20 protein-coding genes and 1 pseudogene are annotated in these 18,233 nt (G+C 61.3%); 13 read left to right on the top strand and 8 right to left on the bottom strand.

The window, feature by feature from the left end; all coding sequences use genetic code 11:
- Positions 1 to 96 precede the first annotated feature (96 nt).
- Both QA648_RS18920 and QA648_RS18915 read left to right on the top strand, forming a co-directional pair.
- Positions 97 to 1,080, top strand: coding sequence for an NADPH:quinone reductase (locus tag QA648_RS18920; RefSeq protein ID WP_283048699.1), 984 nt, complete (start codon positions 97 to 99; stop codon positions 1,078 to 1,080).
- Positions 1,081 to 1,194: 114 nt separating this feature from the next.
- The gene (locus tag QA648_RS18915) at positions 1,195 to 1,608 is read left to right on the top strand and encodes a GFA family protein (protein WP_283048698.1); all 414 of its coding nucleotides are present in this window, start codon (positions 1,195 to 1,197) and stop codon (positions 1,606 to 1,608) included.
- A 24-nt stretch (positions 1,609 to 1,632) separates the two neighbouring features.
- On the opposite strand, the gene QA648_RS18910 is transcribed toward QA648_RS18915, so the two are convergent.
- Positions 1,633 to 2,583 (bottom strand): LysR family transcriptional regulator, encoded by a 951-nt coding sequence (locus tag QA648_RS18910; protein WP_283048696.1) that lies wholly within the window; start codon positions 2,581 to 2,583, stop codon positions 1,633 to 1,635.
- A gap of 127 nt (positions 2,584 to 2,710) precedes the next feature.
- Between QA648_RS18910 and QA648_RS18905 the strand changes: the two genes are divergently transcribed.
- Positions 2,711 to 3,244 (top strand): hypothetical protein, encoded by a 534-nt coding sequence (locus QA648_RS18905; protein ID WP_104821725.1) that lies wholly within the window; start codon positions 2,711 to 2,713, stop codon positions 3,242 to 3,244.
- Positions 3,245 to 3,276: 32 nt separating this feature from the next.
- Here QA648_RS18905 and QA648_RS18900 read toward each other — a convergent pair whose 3' ends face one another.
- Positions 3,277 to 3,840, bottom strand: coding sequence for a methylated-DNA--[protein]-cysteine S-methyltransferase (locus QA648_RS18900; RefSeq protein WP_104824958.1), 564 nt, complete (start codon positions 3,838 to 3,840; stop codon positions 3,277 to 3,279).
- A gap of 172 nt (positions 3,841 to 4,012) precedes the next feature.
- Positions 4,013 to 4,141: a hypothetical protein gene (locus tag QA648_RS18895; protein WP_260303290.1), complete on the bottom strand. Its 129-nt coding sequence runs from the start codon at positions 4,139 to 4,141 to the stop codon at positions 4,013 to 4,015.
- A 246-nt stretch (positions 4,142 to 4,387) separates the two neighbouring features.
- On the opposite strand from QA648_RS18895, the gene QA648_RS18890 reads away from it, so the two are divergent.
- Positions 4,388 to 5,008, top strand: a complete 621-nt coding sequence (locus QA648_RS18890) for a 2'-5' RNA ligase family protein (protein ID WP_104821724.1) — start codon at positions 4,388 to 4,390, stop codon at positions 5,006 to 5,008.
- 14 nt (positions 5,009 to 5,022) lie between these two features.
- Here the strand turns inward: QA648_RS18890 and QA648_RS18885 are convergent.
- Positions 5,023 to 6,656 (bottom strand): annotated as a pseudogene (locus QA648_RS18885) (SulP family inorganic anion transporter).
- Between the two features lie 91 nt (positions 6,657 to 6,747).
- Positions 6,748 to 7,626: a LysR family transcriptional regulator gene (locus tag QA648_RS18880; protein WP_283048692.1), complete on the bottom strand. Its 879-nt coding sequence runs from the start codon at positions 7,624 to 7,626 to the stop codon at positions 6,748 to 6,750.
- 92 nt (positions 7,627 to 7,718) lie between these two features.
- On the opposite strand from QA648_RS18880, the gene QA648_RS18875 reads away from it, so the two are divergent.
- The 8 genes from QA648_RS18875 (at position 7,719) to QA648_RS18845 (ending at position 14,373) form a co-directional block, all read left to right on the top strand.
- Positions 7,719 to 8,693 (top strand): quinone oxidoreductase, encoded by a 975-nt coding sequence (locus tag QA648_RS18875; protein ID WP_283048690.1) that lies wholly within the window; start codon positions 7,719 to 7,721, stop codon positions 8,691 to 8,693.
- A 280-nt stretch (positions 8,694 to 8,973) separates the two neighbouring features.
- Positions 8,974 to 10,155 carry an MFS transporter gene (locus QA648_RS18870; RefSeq protein WP_283048688.1) on the top strand — a complete coding sequence of 394 codons (1,182 nt, stop codon included), beginning with the start codon at positions 8,974 to 8,976 and terminating at the stop codon, positions 10,153 to 10,155.
- Between the two features lie 152 nt (positions 10,156 to 10,307).
- Complete coding sequence (locus QA648_RS18865; RefSeq protein WP_283048686.1) at positions 10,308 to 11,369, top strand: succinylglutamate desuccinylase/aspartoacylase family protein; 1,062 nt, start codon at positions 10,308 to 10,310, stop codon at positions 11,367 to 11,369.
- A gap of 99 nt (positions 11,370 to 11,468) precedes the next feature.
- Positions 11,469 to 11,819 (top strand): ArsC family reductase, encoded by a 351-nt coding sequence (locus QA648_RS18860; protein ID WP_104821719.1) that lies wholly within the window; start codon positions 11,469 to 11,471, stop codon positions 11,817 to 11,819.
- Positions 11,820 to 11,869: 50 nt separating this feature from the next.
- On the top strand, positions 11,870 to 12,295 hold the full coding sequence (locus QA648_RS37030) for a putative toxin-antitoxin system toxin component, PIN family (protein WP_349254296.1): 426 nt from the start codon (positions 11,870 to 11,872) through the stop codon (positions 12,293 to 12,295).
- A 1-nt stretch (position 12,296) separates the two neighbouring features.
- The gene (locus tag QA648_RS18855; RefSeq protein ID WP_104821717.1) at positions 12,297 to 12,524 is read left to right on the top strand and encodes a ribbon-helix-helix protein, CopG family; all 228 of its coding nucleotides are present in this window, start codon (positions 12,297 to 12,299) and stop codon (positions 12,522 to 12,524) included.
- Between the two features lie 31 nt (positions 12,525 to 12,555).
- Positions 12,556 to 13,029 (top strand): Cys-tRNA(Pro) deacylase, encoded by a 474-nt coding sequence (ybaK, locus tag QA648_RS18850; protein ID WP_104824956.1) that lies wholly within the window; start codon positions 12,556 to 12,558, stop codon positions 13,027 to 13,029.
- Between the two features lie 90 nt (positions 13,030 to 13,119).
- Complete coding sequence (locus tag QA648_RS18845) at positions 13,120 to 14,373, top strand: aminopeptidase (protein ID WP_104821716.1); 1,254 nt, start codon at positions 13,120 to 13,122, stop codon at positions 14,371 to 14,373.
- A gap of 38 nt (positions 14,374 to 14,411) precedes the next feature.
- Here the strand turns inward: QA648_RS18845 and QA648_RS18840 are convergent, their stop codons facing one another.
- From QA648_RS18840 to xseA, 3 genes are all read right to left on the bottom strand, one after another.
- Positions 14,412 to 15,521 (bottom strand): endonuclease/exonuclease/phosphatase family protein, encoded by a 1,110-nt coding sequence (locus QA648_RS18840; protein WP_283048682.1) that lies wholly within the window; start codon positions 15,519 to 15,521, stop codon positions 14,412 to 14,414.
- A gap of 101 nt (positions 15,522 to 15,622) precedes the next feature.
- A complete protein-coding gene (locus QA648_RS18835) occupies positions 15,623 to 16,219 on the bottom strand; it encodes an NAD(P)H-dependent oxidoreductase (RefSeq protein ID WP_283048680.1) in 597 nt (198 codons plus the stop codon).
- The gene (xseA, locus tag QA648_RS18830; protein WP_283048678.1) at positions 16,219 to 17,835 is read right to left on the bottom strand and encodes an exodeoxyribonuclease VII large subunit; all 1,617 of its coding nucleotides are present in this window, start codon (positions 17,833 to 17,835) and stop codon (positions 16,219 to 16,221) included. Before xseA ends, QA648_RS18835 begins: the two co-directional genes overlap by 1 nt.
- A gap of 137 nt (positions 17,836 to 17,972) precedes the next feature.
- Between xseA and QA648_RS18825 the strand changes: the two genes are divergently transcribed.
- The gene (locus QA648_RS18825; RefSeq protein WP_283048676.1) at positions 17,973 to 18,200 is read left to right on the top strand and encodes a homogentisate export protein; all 228 of its coding nucleotides are present in this window, start codon (positions 17,973 to 17,975) and stop codon (positions 18,198 to 18,200) included.
- The last annotated feature ends 33 nt before the right edge of the window (positions 18,201 to 18,233 follow it).

Genomic DNA, 18,233 nt, shown 5'->3' with positions numbered 1-18,233 from the left:
ACTTTTTAGCCTTATAGGCAAAAATATTGCCTACTTGCAATATGGCCTTCTAAATCCCTAGTTTCCCCCAACACTGAAACGCATGGGAAAACCGCAATGAAAGCCGCATTTTTTGACCAACAGGGCGCCGCCAGGGACGTCCTGCAAGTCGGCACTCTTCCCGATCCGGAGCCGCAGCCCGGCGAAGTCCGGGTGAAGGTTGCCGTATCCGGCCTCAATCCATCCGACATCAAGACCCGGACCGGCTTCAACAGCTTTGCCATGCCCTTCCCCCGCATCGTGCCGCATCAGGATGGCGCAGGCACGATCGACAAGGTCGGGCCTGGTGTCTCCGAGAAACGCATCGGCGAAAGGGTGTGGCTCTACAAAGCCCAGACAGGAAAAGCATTCGGTTCGGCCGCCGGCTATGTCGTCGTGCCGTCGACCCATGCCGTCAGGCTTGCCGACCACGTGCCATTCGAAACCGGCGCGTCTTTGGGGATCCCGGCGATCACCGCGCATCGCTGCCTGTTCGCCGATGGCGACCTGCGCGGCAGGCGGGTGTTGGTGCAAGGCGGAGCGGGCGCGGTCGGAACGGCCGCAATCCTGCTTGCCAAATGGGCGGGCGCCTGGGTCTGCGCGACGGTCAGTCGCGCCGAACAAGCAGAGGTCGCTACGGCCGCCGGGGCTGATCTCGTCATTAATCGCTTTGACGAGAATGTCGCCGAAGTCGTCAAACGGGCGACGGGCAACGGCGTCGACCGCATCGTCGATGTCGATCTTGCGTCAAACATCGAAACGGACATCGCCTGCCTGGCGCCAAGTGGCGTCGCCATCGGCTATGCCAGCGAGAATCCGCAGGCCAAGCTCTCCATGCCGTTCCTCTCGACGATGTTCGGAGGCTACACATTCCGCTTCGTGTTCTTCTATTCGATCCCTCAGTCTCCATTCCAGCAGGCGGTCGAAGAAGTCTCCGCCTGCGTGGCGTCCGGCGCTTACCAACCGCAGATCGCAATGAAATTGCCGCTGGAAAGAATTGTCGAAGCTCACCAGGCACAGGAAGGCGGCAAGGCCATCGGGAAGATCTTGGTCGAGCTCTGAAAATAGCGGCAGATGCCGTATGCCCGATGCTTCTGCATCATCCCCTAGAATACAGCGATTGACAGCGCGCGAACGGCGCGGATGCTTTGCCAGTCAAATATGGAGGGCTGATACATGGCGAAGAAGCACACCGGTCAGTGCGCATGCGGGGCCGTCAAATTCGAGTTTGATACCGATCCTACCTTTGTTGCCGTCTGTCACTGCCTCGACTGCAAGAAGGCGTCAGGCGGAGAGGCGGCGACGTTCTTCGGCGTGCCCGAGAATGAATTTACGCTGGTCAGCGGCGAGCCGAAGGCGTTTCACTACATCGCCCAATCCGGCAAGGGCCTGGATCGCAACTTCTGCCCCAATTGCGGCGCCAGGGTATTCAGCAGCAAGCTGGAGAGCTTCCCCGGAATGATCTTCGCCACGATCGGCTGCCTGGATAGTTCCGCGGGCATCGAACCGGTGCTCGAGATGTTCACCAAGCGACGTCTTGAATGGGTGAAGCCGCTCGACCTTCCGCAATTCGAGAACATGCCGAGCTGAGTCCAAGCGGGCATATCAATGCGATCATTGGTGCGATCTAGCTGGGTCGCCTCTGCGCGGAGCATCGTTGCTGCGGTATCTGACATGCTCGATGAATGCGCGCAGTTTGGGCAAAACCTGGCGTCTGCCCGGGTGGTACAGAAAAACCCCGGGTGTCGTGACGGCGAAGGAGGCGAGCAGCACTTGCAAGCGGCCATCGGCAAGAGCCGCTTCGGCGAGCGGGCTTGGCACTTGCGCAATTCCCGCACCCTGGATGGCAGCTCCCAGGACCGTGGGGTAGTCATGCGCGATGAGCGGCCCTGAGACGATTGCCTCGACCGCCTTGCCGCCGTCGACAAAGGACCAGGGCGCGACCGACCCGTTTGTGCGGCGCATGCGCAGGCAGGCGTGGTCACGCAGATCGTCGATACGCTCCGGCCGCTTGTGCCGAGACAGGTAATCGGGGCTGCCAACGACTACAAACGGGAACGGCGGCGTCAGCCGCACCGCGACCATGTCGGCGTCGATGAACTCGCCCAGCCTGACACCGGCATCAAATCCTTCGGCTGCGAGATCGACCAGCTTCTCGCTTACGGCGATCTCCACCTCGATCGCGGGATAGGCCTCGCAGAAGGACGCGATCAGTGGCTCCAGCACGATCGGCACGACCGAACGCGGCACGGCGAGGCGCAATAATCCGGCCGGCCGCTCTCCGAGTTGACCGGCGACCTCGCTTGCGGCGACGAGCTCTTCGAAGGCCGGCTTTGCGCGCGACAGAAATCGCTCCCCCGCCTCGGTCAGGCCGACACTGCGCGTGGTGCGCAGGAAGAGCGCTGCGCCGACGCGCGCCTCAAGCGCGCGCACCACTTGGCTGATCGCCGATGGAGTCACCCCGAGTTCCGCGGCCGCTCTGCGAAAACTGCGGTGCTCGGCGACGCTCAGGAACGCCTCCACCCCATCGAGCGCGCCTCGTCTGACTGTGAAATTCTGCTTCATGGCCCGTCAACATTATAGCGAATAGTCGCCAGGCGATAGCGGTCGTACATCTGACCCGGACGGCCCGGCTCGGCATTCCGACCACCGTGTTTGAGACCGCATGAGCTAGCACACCATAGGAGGCTACATGTCGCCCGCAATCATCTTCCAGCTACATCTCGTTCTGGGTTACGTCCCCTGGCTGCTCTGCTTCGGAGCCTACGTCTGGCCGAAGCTCAAATCCATGGATCAGGTCGAAGCGCAACGCGCCATCGCCACGCTGCACAGTTTCCGTTTCTTCGGGCTGGTCTTCATTGTTCCCGGCGTCGTCGGCCCCAATCTGCCCGCCGGCTTCGCGATATCAGCCGCTTATGGTGACTTTGCAACCGGCCTGCTCGCCATGCTGGCGCTTCTCACCGTAAGGATACGTCCGCTCTTTTGGCTGTTCACCATTGCCTTCAATGTTGTGGGGACAGTCGACCTCATCGTCGACTACTATAATGGCACCCAATTCGACCTTCCCGGGTTCGCCGGACAGTTGGGCGCCACCTACGCAATCCCGATCATCTATGTGCCTCTATTGATGATCACGCATGTCGCCGCGTTCTATCTGCTGCTGCGTCCTCAGCCCGGAACGGCTCGGGCCATCGCCGGAGATGCGGCCGCATCCACGGACGCGTGACCCTCCGGGCGCGTTATGCACACGACCAACGTTCAGAAACCCAGGGATTGCTGCACGGGCTTCGGCGGCGCGAGCTGGACGCCTTCCAGTTCCAGCATGCGAGCCTTGGCGGTCGAACCGCCGGGCGCGGAGAAGCCGCCTATCTTGCCGCCGGCGGCCAAGACGCGGTGGCAGGGAATGATCAGCGCCACGGGGTTCTTGGCCATGGCCTGGCCGACGTCGCGCGCCGCTTCCGGACCGGCGCCGAGCTGTTTGGCTAGCGCGCCATAGGTGGTGGTGTGCCCCCACCCTACCTGCCTCGCTGCGGCATAGATCTGCTTGAAGAAATCGTCCTGCTCGCTGAGATCCAGTTTCACGCCGGAGAAATCGATTGTTTCGCCAGCGAAATAACGCTTTACGGCGGCAACCGCATCGGCGACATCGGGCGTCGGCGCGCTAGGTCGTGCATTTGGCAAACGGCGAAGCATGAGGCGCTCGGTCGCCTCAGCGCTTTTCGTCGGCAATTGGAAGCGAGTGACACCGATGTCGTTCCACGCAATCCCACAGAAACCACCGACGGTTTCGAAGATCAGATAATGTTGCCTTGTCTCGCTCATGGCAAAGTCTCCGTGTTTCCACTTGCCATGAAAATCGTGCCTCTGGCACCCGAATTCAACCCGATTCTTGCGCAGGCCGATTGTTGCCAACATTTTGCGGAGTGAAGGAAGCGATGCCGATGCTGCGACGGCAACATCCGCCACACCACTTCCCACCCAGCTTGGGAGCTTATCAATACCCTCCGCCGGCCGGAGCCGAATTCTGCGTCATGCCGCCGCCGGAGCCGGTGGTGGAGCAGGCGGAGACGCCGAGACCGATGAAGGCGAAAAGAACGGCGGAGAAGATGGTTTTGATCAACATGTGAGGTCATTCCCTTGTTGAGAGCGGGCCAAAATGCCCTGACCTGCGGTGAACAATCGAAGGGCAGTTTTATTCGGTGCTTTTTCCAAATCGAGGGATGCGATGAAATATCCGATCTTCCCGGCCAATTGCGGCCACTTCAATTTGTTCTCTATTTGTTCTTGATTTTAAGACTAGGCGACCGTAGGATATCAGCGCTCAGCAAGAACAGCACGAGGCAAGGCCGGCTGGCTTTGAAGCGATCTCATGAAGAACAACGCACAGCTTTCGCTCAATCTTGGCGGAGGATCACGAGTCAGGAAATCTGAAGCCGATCCGATGCATTCGGCTGGTCTTTATTTTGCTGTACTGCCTGATCGGGAGGTTGCTTCGTCAAGTGCCAAACTGGCAAGCGATCTGCATCGGCAATACCGCTTCTTCGCAAAGCCGCGCCCCTCGGATCTGTTTCATATTACGCTTTACCAGTTGGGCTCCTACGCCGGCATGCATGAGCCACCGCATGAGATCGCATTTGCGGCAATGCAAGCGGCGTCGACCGTCAGGAAGCCATCATTCCAAGTGGTTTTCGATCGAGCCGTCAGCTTCGGTAATGGCGACAATCGCCCCCTTGTCCTATGGTGCAAGGAAGGAAATGCGGAACTGAAAGCGCTGCGTCAAGAACTGGATGACGCAATGCGGTTCACCGGCTTTGCAAATAACGATAGAAGGGAATTTGAGCCGCATATGACCTTGCTATATCGGGGTCAATTGATTCCGGAAGTCGTCCTTGACGAACCCGTAGGGTGGACCGTCCGGGATTTTGTTCTGGTCCATAGCCTCCAGGGGGAAGGCAGGCACGAGCATCTTTGCTACTGGCTGCTGAACTAAGCCGGCTACAGAGGTCAGCCGTTCCCCACCGCCGGTGCAACCACCGCGACCGCATCGTCAACGCTGAAGCTACAGCGATTTTCGAGATCGGTCATTCCGGCCGCGGCCATGAGGTCGTGGGCTTTATCGTGAGCACGCGCGAATTGCACGCGGATGCCGGCAATGCGCATGGCATTGTCGAATTCCATCAAAGCGTCGAGCGCGGAGCTGTCGAGATCGAAGCTTTCCTCCAGACTTAGCACCACGGCCTTCAGTCCCGTTTCGTCGCGGCTGCGCGTCAGAATCTCGCCAAGGATCATATCGGCATTTCCGAAAAACAGCGGCTCGCCGGGACGCCAGATCGCAATGCCGGGCGTTTCTATCGCCTCTGGGTGGCGGCTGACGTCGACGAAATTATGGCTGCCCCCAGCCGTCCGAGACGAGCAACATAGGGGGATGCCAATCGATGCATCATTGCGACGAGCGAAAGTACGATCGCCAGCAGCATGCCGTTGAGGACGCCGAAGATCAGTACGCCGGCCGCGGCACCGAGCGCGACATAGAAATCACGATGAAGCCGCCGCAGTCGAAGAATCGGACCGGGGTCGAGCGCATGCGTGAGGGCCGCAATCACCACGGCGGCAAGCACCGGCTCCGGCAGCCGCGCCACCAGCGGCCCGGCGCTGGCGATCAGAATGGCAAGGCCGATGGCGGCAAAGACGGTGGTAGCCCGCGTCTTCGCTCCCGCCGCTTCGCTGGCGAAACCCGCGGAAAAACCGGCGCCGACGGGCATGCCCTGGACGACGGCGCTGGCGATATTGGCAAGGCCCAGCGCCCCCAATTCGCGATTGACCTCCAGAGCATCGCCGTAGCGTAGCGCCAAGGCCCGCATCGTACCCCAGGATTCGGCAAAGAGAATGAGCACCAGCGGCACGGTAAACTGCACCAGCCGCGAATAAGCGGGCCAGCCGGCATTGGGAAGCGAAGGCCATTGCGGCAGGACCTCGATCGTCCCGACCAACGCGACACCATGGCCGTCGAGGCCAAAGGCAGAAGAGGCGAGGATGCCGGCAGCGAGCACGAGGAAGGCGCCGGGGACGCCCGGCAGCCGCTTGAGCAATAGCAGTGCGACCAATGCCACGATGCCGACGGCAACGCTTGCGATGTTCCACCTAGGAATTGCCGCCAACAGCGCGCCGGCATAGCTGAAGATATTCGAGCCTTGCACGGGAGCGCCGACGAGAATCGGTAGCTGATGCAGGATGATGGTAATCGCCAGTCCCAGGGCAAAGCCGCGCAACACCGGGCGCGAGATGAAGCCGGTGATGCCGCCCAGGTGCAAGGCGGCGGCGATGACGAAGAGGATGCCGGCCAGCGCGACGGCGATGGTCGCGAGGCTCGCCTTGACGGTGGCGTCTCCCGGAACAACCGCTAGCGTCGCCGCAAGAATGGCGGCAGATGAAGAGGTCGGTGAGACGATGGCGAAACGGCTGCGTCCGAAAATCGCGTAGACCAGACAGCCGGCAATACCGGCGAGGATCGCCCTATGCGGCGGCAGACCGGCGATACCGGCATAGGCGACTGCTTCGGGCAGCATCAGGCCGGCAACCGATATGCCCGCGATCACATCGGCTTTGTTTATCGCGGGCCAGCCGCCGAGCTTCGTCATCAATCACCGACCACAGGAATCGCCAATCTGTCTAGGTGTAGAGTTTCGCTGGCAGGCTGCAACAGGAAAGTAAGCATGACGAACCGTTGGCTTACGTGGCCCCGTCAGCCTCTCTCAATGGACACGTTCTGCCGATCGTTTCGCTGACATAATCCATCACTGCGCGGATGGCCGGAGAGCGGCGCAGATCAGGATAGGTGACGAGCCAGAGATCGCGCGTGGGTGACGGGATCTCCGTCGGCAGACGCGTAAGCGCAGCTTCACCGTCGCCGAGAAAGGCGGGGAGCGCGACGACACCGAGACCGGCGAGCGCGGCTTGCAATTGACCGAAGACGTCGCCGGCGCGGAAAACGATCGGGCGGCCTGCAAGCAAGCTGCGCAGCCAAGTCTGCTGCGTCAGATGATCGAGCGCCGCATCATAGCCGATGAAGACCCAGCTCTCCTCCGGTGTTGCGGCAATCTCAGGGACAGCATAGAGCCCGAAGCGCATGACGCCGATGCGCCGCACCAGAAGATCGCTTTCCTCGGGCCGCGACATGCGCACGGCGACATCAGCCTCTCCATGATCGAGAGCGGCGCGACGGGTAACGCCGGCGATCGTCAGCGTGATATCGGGATGTTCGGCACGAAAAGCGACCGCTTTCGGGGCGATGAGGTGGGCGGCGATGGACGGCGGCGCGCTGATCTTGACGGCGGCGGAAAGCCCCGCAACCGCGCTTTTTGAATAACGTCTGATCGCCTCGACATTGTCCTCCATGCCGGCCACCAGCTCGGCGATCGCCCTGCCATCGGCCGTCAGCGGCGAGGTGCGTGGCCTGCGGTCGATCAGGCGCAGGTCGAGCGTGCGTTCCAGCGCGGCGATGCGCCGGCCGACCGTTGCGTGGTCGACGCCAAGCTCGCGCGCAGCCGCCGAGAGCGAGCCGGTCCGCGCCAGATAAGCGAAATGAAGAAGGTCCTGCCAATCGATCATCTGTGCATTATTGCACAGATATGGTGAACTCATACCGAATTTATTCAGACGTACCTTTGTGATCAAAAGTCCGTCTGAAAGGAGACCGTTCAATGCCCTTAGCCATCGCCATAACCGGTCCCGGCAGCCCCGAGACCATGAAGCTCGTTGATCTTACCATCACCGATCCGGGTCCCGGCCAGGCCCGCATCCGCCAAAGCATTTCCGGCGTCAATTTCGTCGATATCTATGTCCGTTGTGGACTGTACCCTCTGCCGCCCGGCCAGACCGTTCTCGGCTTCGAGGGCGCCGGCATCGTGGAGGCAATCGGCTCCGGCGTCGAGGGTCTGTCGGTCGGCGATCGGGTCGCCTATGTCGGTCATCCGCTGGGAAGTTACGCGGAAGTGCGCACCCTGCCTGCCTCGCGGCTGGTGCGGCTGCCTGACGATGTCAGCGAAAGGCTCGCAGGCAGCACGATGTTGCGCGGGCTCACCGCCCATATGCTGCTCCACAAGGTTCATCCGCTGCAATCGGGCGAATGGGTGCTGGTGCATGCTGCAGCCGGCGGTGTCGGGCAGATCGTGACGCGCTGGGCCAAGCGGCTCGGCGCCAACGTCATCGCCACTGTCGGTTCCGAAGCCAAGGCGGGTTTTGCCTATGAAGCCGGCGCCGACGCCGTTCTCCTGCATAATTCCGAGGATTGGGTGGAGGAAACGCGCCGCATCGCCGACCGCCGGGGCGTGCATCTCGCCATCGACGGCATCGGCGGCGCGATGCTGTCGCAGACGCTCGCCACCGTCCGGCCCTTCGGCATGGTCGCAAGCATCGGCCAGGCCGGCGGCCCCATTCTTCCGATCCAGATCGAGGAACTGACCGCCCCCCGCGCCATCGGTCTCGCCCGCCCGAGCGTATTGACCTACGCCAACGATCCCGATCTCTATCGGCAGGGTGCCGAGGCGCTGATGATGGAATTGCAGGCCGGCCTGATCAATCCGATCGGCGCGGAATACGCACTGAAAGATGCGGCCAGGGCGCATGCCGACCTGGAGGCAGGGCGAACGACCGCAAGCGTGGTGTTGACGATGTGAACCCAAGGGTGAGGTGACCATTGCGCCACCTTGCCTCCCTTCCCGCGGCCGGACATGGTGCGGTCCCCGCCACGGCGCTAAACACAATTGCTTGAACACGCCATGAATTTTTGCTGCAAAGCAGCAATTTCATTGACCCCACCGCTTCCCGCCTGATACGAAATTGATCCGTGACGTCGCACGGTCGATGGGCCGTTGCCGCCACTCCTGTCCGGTACGAACCCCGATCCGCATGGCAAACAGCAAGGACACCGCGCGCGGTGCCCGCAGGCGATATCCCGTGAACACTGCCTCCCAGACCATCCAGTCCACCTCGACACTATCCCTCCTTTCCATCGTAACGCTGACCTTCTTCGGCTATATCGCCATCGGCCTGCCGCTCGCCGTGCTGCCGACCTATGTCGACAGCGGTCTCGGCTTCGGCGTCGTCTGGGCCGGCATCACTATCAGCGCGCAATATGTGGCAACCATCATCAGCCGCGCGCAGGTCGGCCGGCTGTGCGATCAGTATGGGCCGCGCCGTTCAGTTTTCCTCGGTTTCATCGCCTATGGATTTTCCGGCGCCCTGACGCTGGCATCGGCGCTGGTCACGGGTGCTCCGGCTCTGAGCCTGGCGCTGCTGCTTGTCGGCCGCTTGGCGCTGGGTGTCGGTGAAAGCCTGGTCAGCACGGCGGCGATTACCTGGGCGATCGGGCTGATGGGCGCGCGCGAAACCGTGCGTATCATCTCCTGGAACGGCATTGCCACCTATGGCGGCATCGCGCTTGCCGCACCCTTCGGCGCCTGGCTGGAGGGGCAATATGGCTTCTTCGCCACGGGCGCCGTGACGATCGGCCTGGCAATTGCCGGCTTGATGCTGGCACAAACGCGGCCGGCGGTACCCGGCGTCAAGGAGAAGGGCATCGGCACCGGCCAGGTCCTCAGCCGCGTTGCGCCTTTCGGCGTGGCGCTGGCGCTTGCCTCCAGCGGCTTCGGCGTCGTGATGGCCTTTGTCGCCCTCTTTTTCCATAGCCGCGATTGGGATGGGGCTTCGCTGGCGTTGAGTGCTTTCGGCCTGGCCTTCATCGGCGTTCGCCTCGGATTGGCGCAAGCCGTCGCCCGCTTCGGCGGCTTGCCGCTGGCGCGCGTCTCGCTGGTGGTGGAGATCCTGGGGCTGATGGCGCTGGCCTTTGCTCCCTCGCCCACGGTCGCAATCATCGGCGCGGCGCTTGCCGGAGCCGGCTTTGCACCGATCTTTCCGGCGCTCGGCAACGAGGCGATGGCGCACGTTCCGGCACAAAATCGCGGCGTGGCGCTTGGCCTCTATTCGGTTTTCCTGGATGTGGCGCTCGGAAGCACCGGCCCGATCGCCGGCCTGCTTGCCAATCAGTTCGGCTATACGGCACCCTTCCTCCTCGGTGCCGGCGCCGTCCTGCTCAGCCTCGCCCTGATCATGAGCCTGCGCAAGAGCGGCCGCCTCTAGAACGAAAGCAACGACAAAAGCTCCGGAAACGGAACCTTGTCTTTTGGCAGGCGGTGAAACAAGTTCTGATCCATCCGCGCGCCGCCTTCCCATAATTGTTGCGGACGGAGGCCACGACTTGGTATCGGGCATCACAAGCAGGAGAGAAACACATGGACATTACGCACATCACTATCGACGGCGATACGCCGGGGATCGCGTGGCGGTTGCCTGTGTTGCATTTTTCAGGCAGCAAGCCGGATGCGCCGAAGGTCTATATCCAGGCGGCGCTGCATGCCGGGGAACTGCCGGGCACGGCGCTGGCCCATTTCCTCTGCGAGCGGCTGCGGCAGGCGGAGACGGAAGGCGCGGTTCTGAGCGATATCATCGTCGTGCCGCATGCCAATCCGATCGGCGCGGCGCAATCGCATTTCGGCGAAATGCAGGGCCGGTTCGATTTGGGCACGCGCACCAATTTTAATCGCGACTTTCCGCTGATCTCCGCGCGCGACCGCCATCTGCTGCTCGAAAACCTGGAGCGCTACCCGGCCGCTGACCGGCTGAAGCGGCAGCTCATCCATATGGCGCTTGCGGCCGATCTGGTGATCGACCTACATTGCGATGACGAATCCCTGCAATATGCCTATATCGACGACGCCTTCTGGCCGGAGGCAGCCGATCTGGCGGCGGCGTTGAACATGGACGCCGTGCTGCTGTCGGATGGTGAAAGCTCCGCCTTCGAGGAGGCTGTCAGCTTCGCCTGGAAATACGAAGTGCCCGGCGAGAAGAAAGCGCGGCTACCGGGAAAACTGTCTGTGACCGTCGAATTGCGCGGCACGCGCGATGTCTATCCAGAGATGGCCAAGAGGGACGCCGAAGGGCTCTGGCGTTTCCTCGCTGCCCGCGGCGCAGTGCTGGATGAAGGCGTGAGCCTGCCGAGCTTTACCGGGCCCGCCGTGCCGCTCGACAATGTCGAGATAATCCGGGCGCCGCAGGCCGGTACCGTGCTCTTCCATCGCAATATCGGCGAACATGTCGATGAAGGCGATCTGCTGGCGACGATCATTACCGCTCCCGGCATGCCGAATGGGACGATCGATATCCATGCTCCGCAAGCCGGCCTCATCGTCACCCGCGTCTCCGATCGCCTTGTTCGCCGCCGCGGTGACCTGATGAAAATCGGCTGCGACAGGCCGAGCACGGCCGCCCGCAAGCCGGGAGCGCTGGAAGACTGAGGCACCTCAGCGGACGTATGACCGTCGAGCCGTCCCCAGACTTTCGCTCATCTCCGCTTGCGTGCTATGCGAGAGCGCACAGCAAGAGACGGATTCGACATGACGATTACCATTTACGGCATCAAGAATTGCGACACGATGAAGAAGGCACGGACCTGGCTGGAAGGCCATGGCATCGCCTATGATTTCCACGATTACAAGGCCGTCGGCATCGACCGCGACCATCTCGAACGCTGGACCGCGCAAGCCGGCTGGGAAACCGTCCTCAACCGCGCCGGCACCACCTTCAAGGCACTCCCCGAAGAAAATCGCGCCGATCTCACCAAGGACAGGGCCATCGCGCTGATGCTGGCCCAACCTTCGATGATAAAGCGCCCGGTGCTGGAGGCCGATGAAAAATTGTTGATCGGGTTCAAGCCGGAGATTTATGCAGGCATTTTCGGAAACTGACTAAAGCCAATTGGCTTCCAAAATGATAGCATATATGCTATCAAAAATTGATGAAAGTGGTCGTCGACACAAATATTTTCGTCTCAGCCATCATGAATGCGGATGGAGCTCCGCGGCATGTCATTCGTCTTTGCCTTGAAGGACACCTAATTCCACTAGTCGGTAACGCCCTCTTTGCTGAATATGAAGATGTATGCGGAAGAGATGCCCTCTTTGATGATCGGCTGATATCGAAAGACGATCGGATAGCCTTGTTGGATGCTTTCCTTTCAAGTTGTTTGTGGACCCCCATATACTATTTGTGGCGCCCGAATTTACGTGATGAAGCAGACAATCATCTAATCGAACTAGCAGTCGGCGGTGGTGCTTCAGCTCTGATAACGGCAAATAAGAGAGACTTCGCACGAGCTGAATTACTATTTCCACGGTTGGAAATTCGCACAGCAGGTGAATTCCTTACTCAAAGGAGGCCTTGACATGAGTACACTGACAATCCGCCTTCCAAACGATCAACATGAGCGACTGAAAGCTCTTGCCGCCGCCCGCGGCACGAGCCTCAATAAGCTTTTCGAAGAACTTTCAACGAAAGCGCTGACTGAGTTCGACGCCGAAACACGCTTCCGCCTGAGAGCAGCAAACGGTGATAGCGCGCGCGGATTGGAAATTCTTGAAAAGCTCGACCGCATTCATTCTAAGCGCGGATGAGATCCGCATCGCCAAAGGCACCGGTATCCGTATGTCCAAAACCACCCGCGCCACGCAGGTGCTGACCCAGGCCAAGGTTGCCTTCACCGTCCATACCTATGACTACGATCCGAATGCAGAGCGTGTCGGGATGCAGGCGGCGGAAGCGTTGGGCGAGGAGCCGCATCGGGTGTTGAAGACATTGATGGCGGAGGTGGATGGCAAGCCAGTCTGCGTGGTTGTCCCCTCCGATCATGAGGTCAGCATGAAAAAGCTCGCCGGCGCGTTTGGCGGCAAATCGGCGGCTATGATGAAGCCCGCCGATGCCGAGCGGCTGACGGGTTATCATGTCGGCGGCATCAGCCCTTTCGGCCAGAAGAAGACGGTACCGACGGCGATCGAGGCACAGGCGATGGCCGAGGCCTATGTCTATATCAACGGCGGCCAGCGCGGCCTGCAAGTGCGCCTTAACCCCCAGGATGCGCTGAGGATTTTGAAGGCGAAGGCCGCGCCGTTGATTGCCTGATCGTGCCAAAAGAACAAAACGGCCTTCATTTCCGTCGCAAACAAGTCTAAGTCTGGGACCGTTCTTCCGATCCTCACACGCAGGTTTGCCATGACGTTCGCCTCCCCCAACCATCATCCCGTCGATCCCGCCAAGCTGGAAAAGCTTGCCGAAGTGGCCGTGAAGGTCGGGCTGCAACTGCAGAAGAACCAGGACCTGGTTATTACCGCGCCGGTCGTCGCGATGCCGCTGGTGCGGCTGATCACCCGCGAGGCCTATAAGGCCGGCGCCGGTCTCGTCACCACGTTCTATTCCGACGAAGAAACCACGCTTGCCCGCTATGAATACGGCCATGAGGAGAGCTTCGACCGCGCCTCGAGTTGGCTCTATGAAGGCATGGCCAAGGCCTATGCCAACAACGCCGCGCGGCTTGCCATTTCCGGCGATAATCCGATGCTGCTCTCCGGCCAGGACCCGGCCAGGGTCGCGCGTGCCAATCGCGCCAACTCCGCCGCCTACAAGCCCGCACTGGAAAAGATCTCCAATTTCGACATCAACTGGAACATCGTCTCCTACCCCAATCCCTCCTGGGCGAAGCTGGTCTTCCCGGACGATCCGGAAGGCATCGCCGTCGCCAAGCTCGCCAAGGCGATCTTCGCCGCCTCGCGCGTCGACGTGCCGGATCCGATCGGGGCCTGGGCTGAGCACAATGCCAATCTGCACAAGCGTTCGGCCTGGATGAACGGCCAGCGCTTCGCCTCCCTGCACTTCCAGGGTCCGGGCACAGACGTGAAGATCGGCCTTGCCGACGGCCATGAATGGCATGGCGGCGCTTCGGTCGCCAAGAACGGCGTCACCTGCAACCCGAACATCCCGACCGAAGAGGTGTTCACCACGCCGCATGCGCTGCGTGTCGAAGGTCATGTCTCCTCGACCAAGCCGCTCTCGCATCAGGGCACGCTGATCGACAATATCCGGGTTCGCTTCGAAGGCGGCCGCATTGTCGAGGCGAAGGCGTCGCGCGGCGAAGAGGTGCTGAACAAGGTGCTGGATACCGACGAAGGCGCGCGGCGCCTCGGCGAAGTGGCATTGGTGCCGCATTCCTCGCCGATCTCGGCCAGCGGCATCCTGTTCTACAACACGCTGTTCGACGAAAATGCGTCCTGCCACATCGCGCTCGGCCAATGCTACTCCAAGTGCTTCATCGATGGCGCGACGTTGAGCCAGGAGCAGATCAAGGCCCAGGGCGGCAATTCCAGCCTCATTCACATCGACTGGATGATCGGCTCCGACAAGGTCGACATCGACGGCATCAAGTTCGACGGCTCGCGCGTGCCGGTCATGCGCAGAGGCGAGTGGGCGTAAGTCATCAATACCTTCGTTTCGATGGAGCGAAGGTATTTTCAGATATCGAGATCCACCCATACGGCCGCATGGTCCGAGGCGCCCTGTTTTTCCGCCGTCAGCTCCGGATAGACGTCCCAGCGCTTCGGCCTCGATCCCGGCCATAAGCCCCTGCGGAAAACGCCACCGCCTTGAACCTTGTCGAAAAGCGTCGGCGATAGGAAAAGATAGTCGATCTTGTTGGTGGTGTTGCAGAGGCCATAGGTACCGGGATAGCCGCCATCATCGAAGTCGGGATGGGTAAAGGCGTCCTTCAGGGTGCTGGTGGTCAGCGGCTTCAGCGGCTGGCTATCGGGATAGTCGTTGAGGTCGCCGATCAAGGCGACGTAATCGACACCTTCCGTCAACAGCGCCTCGTAGATTTCCCGCGCCCGCTTCGCTTGCGTCCTGCGGCGGGCATCGGAAACCTGCACGCCGCCATAGCCCTTGCTTTTGAAATGGTTGACCAAAACGACGAGCGTCGCGCCGGCGGGCGTCGTAACGCGATATTCGGCGCAATCCCGCGAGAAGAGCAGCGAACCATCCGGCATGCGATCATCGACATGGCTGCGCATGAAATCGATCGGGAAATCTTTCCGCGTCATGAGACCGACATCAATACCGCGCTCATCATTGCCGTCGATCACCATGACATGCGCGAAAGGATCGCCGCCGACAGCCGGTACGATCAATGAATTGAAGGAAGAGAGTGCCGGCCGGCCTTCGACTTCGACAATGCCCAGCACATCGGCATTGACATCGCCGATGACGCGCGCCGTGTTGCGCATCGCCTCTTCATCCACCGGCTCTTCGCGCAGCTCCAGCGAGCCGACCCAGTCGGCGCGGCCATCGGCAATGACGACGACACCACCCGTCTTCGGCCGCGTCAACAGCGCACCGCGATTGCGCCGAAGGAGAACGAAGGGACCGGTATCGCTTTTCTCCAGGCCAAGCTGAACAATCAGTTCCGTCATCCTTTTCCGGTCGGCGTCGCTATAGCTCACCTGGCCGAGCAGGCCTTCGAGTGCGGCGAACTTCTCCAGGATCGGGCGGCCTTCATCCCAGCTATCGAGATTCATCGCCTTGGCGCGGTCGAACAGGTTTTCGACGTTATAAGAGGCCAACCTCATCGTATGGCCCTCCTAAAAAAACATGGTGTTAGAATAACATACGTCGCCAAAACCGCATATCAGCCGAATTGATTGGTTGGATACCGGGAGGATTAGTTGGTTCAAAGCGAAATGGTGGCCAAGGCGTTCCTGACGCGCGCAAGGTGCGCAAGACGCTCGGCTTCGCCGATCCGATCCATATCGTGCAGGGTCAACATACGGAAATCGAACCGCTTCGAGCAGAAGGCGGCGATGCCACGTTTCAGAAGCCGGCGCACCGGATTGCCCATGTAGAGATGCACGATCCACCAGGGCGAACCAGTCGTCGTCAACGCCCAGAACAGGCGGATATTGCTCAATTGCGGCACAATGCGGCCGCCGGCAGCATCGTGGCGGAAAGCGACGCCGGGAGCGAAGACCCGATCGAAGAAGCCCTTGAGGATGGCCGGAAAATTGAACCACCACTGTGGAAAGACCAGCATCAGCCCCTCGGCCGCCTGCAGCCGGGCGACGATATTCTCGACGACGGAAGCGTCATAAGGCTCATCGAAATAACCGCGCCGCTCGACTTCGGAGAGGCGCGGGTCGAAATCCTCACGGTAGAGATCGAGCAGATCCACCTGATGTCCGCCGGCGACGAGAGTCTCCTCCGCAGTTTTCGCTACTGCAGCCGCAAAACTATCCCCAAGAGGATGGGCGAGCACGAGGAGGATGCGCATTAGAACAGGCTTCCCTGCTTCGGCGGATCGGCGGCATCAGCCGGTTTCGCGGCCCGCTTCTTCGGCGGCGGCGTGCCTTCCGGCGGCACCCCCGGCGATGCAGTGGCAGGGTTGTCGCCGGTGACGGCACCGATGCGGCCATCGGCAAATTCGATCGAGATCGCGGCGCCCGTGGCAAGCGCTGCTGCCAAAGAAACGGGCCGGTCGGTCGCGTCGCGCACGACGGCGTAGCCACGCTTCAGCACGTTCTTGTAGGAAAGCGATTGCAAAATCCGCTCCTGGGCCACCAACTCGCCGCGCGCCCGCACGAGCTGATGGCGTATCGCGGTGTCGGCATGGCGGGAAAGATTGCCTAACAGATCGCGGGCGCGGCCGGTCTGCGCCGCCAGCCGCGACGGCAGCGTGGCGAAAACCGCATCGGCGCGGCCGATGCGGGCGCGGGCGCGATCGATCATCCGCTCGACGGTGCGCTCAGCGCGATTTATCCGCTCGCTCAGCATCTGCCTCCGCTCGGCGATACGATTCGACAGCACATCGGGCCGCAGATGCGCGGCGATGCGCTCGAAGGCGCGGCGCTTGTTGAGCGTGTTCATCTCCAGCCCACGGCCCAGCCCGGCGGCGGTCTCATCGAAGCGGCGGCGCGGCAGGGCCAGAAGCTGGTCGAGCGAGGGCAGCGCCCGAAGCAGGGCACGCACCGCCTGCCGACGCTGATCCATCTGCCTGCCCATACCGCCCTGCAGGCGGGCGGAAAGGCTTGCGAGCTGTGCCTCAAGTTCAGCCTTGACCGGCACGGCCATTTCCGCGGCTCCAGTCGGCGTCGGCGCCCGTACGTCGGCGGCATAGTCGATCAGCGTCCAGTCGGTCTCGTGACCGACGGCGGAGATCAATGGAATCTCGCTCGCCGCGGCAGCGCGGACGACCGCCTCGTCGTTGAAGCTCCAGAGATCCTCCAGGCTGCCGCCGCCACGGGCGACGATCAGCACGTCCGGGCGGGGAACGGCGCCCCCTGGTACAAATTCATTGAAGCCGCGGATCGCATTCGCCACCTCATCGCCGGACCCGTCACCTTGCACCTTCACCGGCCACACCAGGACATGCACGGGGAAACGATCGGAGATGCGGTGCAGGATGTCGCGGATGACCGCGCCGGTCGGCGAGGTGACGACACCGATGACCTTGGGCATGAAAGGAAGACGGCGCTTTCGATCCGCATCGAACAGGCCCTCGGCGCCGAGCTTGCGCTTGCGCTCCTCCAGCAGAGCCATCAGCGCACCAGCGCCTGCCGGCTCCAGCGTTTCGATGACGATCTGGTATTTCGAGGAGCCCGGGAAGGTCGTCACCTTGCCGGTGGCGATGACTTCCATTCCTTCCTCAGGGCGGAATTTCAGCTTGGAAAATGTGCCTTTCCAGATCACCGCGTCGATGCGGGCCCGGTCATCCTTCAGGGCAAAATAGGCGTGGCCGGAGGAATGCGGTCCGCGATAGCCGGAAATTTCGCCGCGCACACGCACCTGATCGAAGGCGCTCTCAACGGTGCGCTTGATCGATCCGGACAATTCCGAGACGGAATATTCCGCAAGATTCGTCGGCGAATCATTCTCAAAGAAGCTGCTCATACGGTCCTTTTATCGAAAGTCGCCGCAAATGCGGAGCCTATTCCTTCATCATGCGTTAACCCTATCAACAAAGCCTTTCTTAGCCATCCTCGTGCAATTCTGTGCAAACTTGTTTTTAGTAAAGAGGAGGTGGAGCGATGATATTCGTAACCGCCATGATCATCGGAATTGCGGCCGGCCTGCAGCGTTCGGCGATCGGTTCGATCCTGGGCGCGGCCCTGGTCAGCATCGCCTTCATGGCAGCCGTCGCCGCCTCCGCGGTTCCGCCGCCTCTGACGACATTGTTCGTTGCGCTCGGCGGCTACAACCTCGGCTTCATCGGTTATCTCATCAGGCTCGACGTGCTGGAGCGTCGCCAGGCCTGATCCGGGCGCATGTGCGCAAAAGGGACTTACAAA

Origin of the sequence: Rhizobium sp. CB3171 (assembly GCF_029714265.1) — a bacterium.
Classification (GTDB): Bacteria; Pseudomonadota; Alphaproteobacteria; order Rhizobiales; family Rhizobiaceae; genus Rhizobium.
Note: the sequence above shows the minus strand (reverse complement) of the source record. Positions and strands in the feature narration are given on the sequence as shown.

Coding starts and splice junctions, on each gene's coding strand:
- QA648_RS18920 (WP_283048699.1), top strand. CDS start 97: ATGAAAGCCGCATTTTTTGACCAACAGGGCGCCGCCAGGGACGTCCTG.
- QA648_RS18915 (WP_283048698.1), top strand. CDS start 1,195: ATGGCGAAGAAGCACACCGGTCAGTGCGCATGCGGGGCCGTCAAATTC.
- QA648_RS18910 (WP_283048696.1), bottom strand. CDS start 2,583: ATGAAGCAGAATTTCACAGTCAGACGAGGCGCGCTCGATGGGGTGGAG.
- QA648_RS18905 (WP_104821725.1), top strand. CDS start 2,711: ATGTCGCCCGCAATCATCTTCCAGCTACATCTCGTTCTGGGTTACGTC.
- QA648_RS18900 (WP_104824958.1), bottom strand. CDS start 3,840: ATGAGCGAGACAAGGCAACATTATCTGATCTTCGAAACCGTCGGTGGT.
- QA648_RS18895 (WP_260303290.1), bottom strand. CDS start 4,141: ATGTTGATCAAAACCATCTTCTCCGCCGTTCTTTTCGCCTTCATCGGT.
- QA648_RS18890 (WP_104821724.1), top strand. CDS start 4,388: ATGAAGAACAACGCACAGCTTTCGCTCAATCTTGGCGGAGGATCACGA.
- QA648_RS18880 (WP_283048692.1), bottom strand. CDS start 7,626: ATGATCGATTGGCAGGACCTTCTTCATTTCGCTTATCTGGCGCGGACC.
- QA648_RS18875 (WP_283048690.1), top strand. CDS start 7,719: ATGCCCTTAGCCATCGCCATAACCGGTCCCGGCAGCCCCGAGACCATG.
- QA648_RS18865 (WP_283048686.1), top strand. CDS start 10,308: ATGGACATTACGCACATCACTATCGACGGCGATACGCCGGGGATCGCG.
- QA648_RS18860 (WP_104821719.1), top strand. CDS start 11,469: ATGACGATTACCATTTACGGCATCAAGAATTGCGACACGATGAAGAAG.
- QA648_RS37030 (WP_349254296.1), top strand. CDS start 11,870: ATGAAAGTGGTCGTCGACACAAATATTTTCGTCTCAGCCATCATGAAT.
- QA648_RS18855 (WP_104821717.1), top strand. CDS start 12,297: ATGAGTACACTGACAATCCGCCTTCCAAACGATCAACATGAGCGACTG.
- ybaK (WP_104824956.1), top strand. CDS start 12,556: ATGTCCAAAACCACCCGCGCCACGCAGGTGCTGACCCAGGCCAAGGTT.
- QA648_RS18845 (WP_104821716.1), top strand. CDS start 13,120: ATGACGTTCGCCTCCCCCAACCATCATCCCGTCGATCCCGCCAAGCTG.
- QA648_RS18840 (WP_283048682.1), bottom strand. CDS start 15,521: ATGAGGTTGGCCTCTTATAACGTCGAAAACCTGTTCGACCGCGCCAAG.
- QA648_RS18835 (WP_283048680.1), bottom strand. CDS start 16,219: ATGCGCATCCTCCTCGTGCTCGCCCATCCTCTTGGGGATAGTTTTGCG.
- xseA (WP_283048678.1), bottom strand. CDS start 17,835: ATGAGCAGCTTCTTTGAGAATGATTCGCCGACGAATCTTGCGGAATAT.
- QA648_RS18825 (WP_283048676.1), top strand. CDS start 17,973: ATGATATTCGTAACCGCCATGATCATCGGAATTGCGGCCGGCCTGCAG.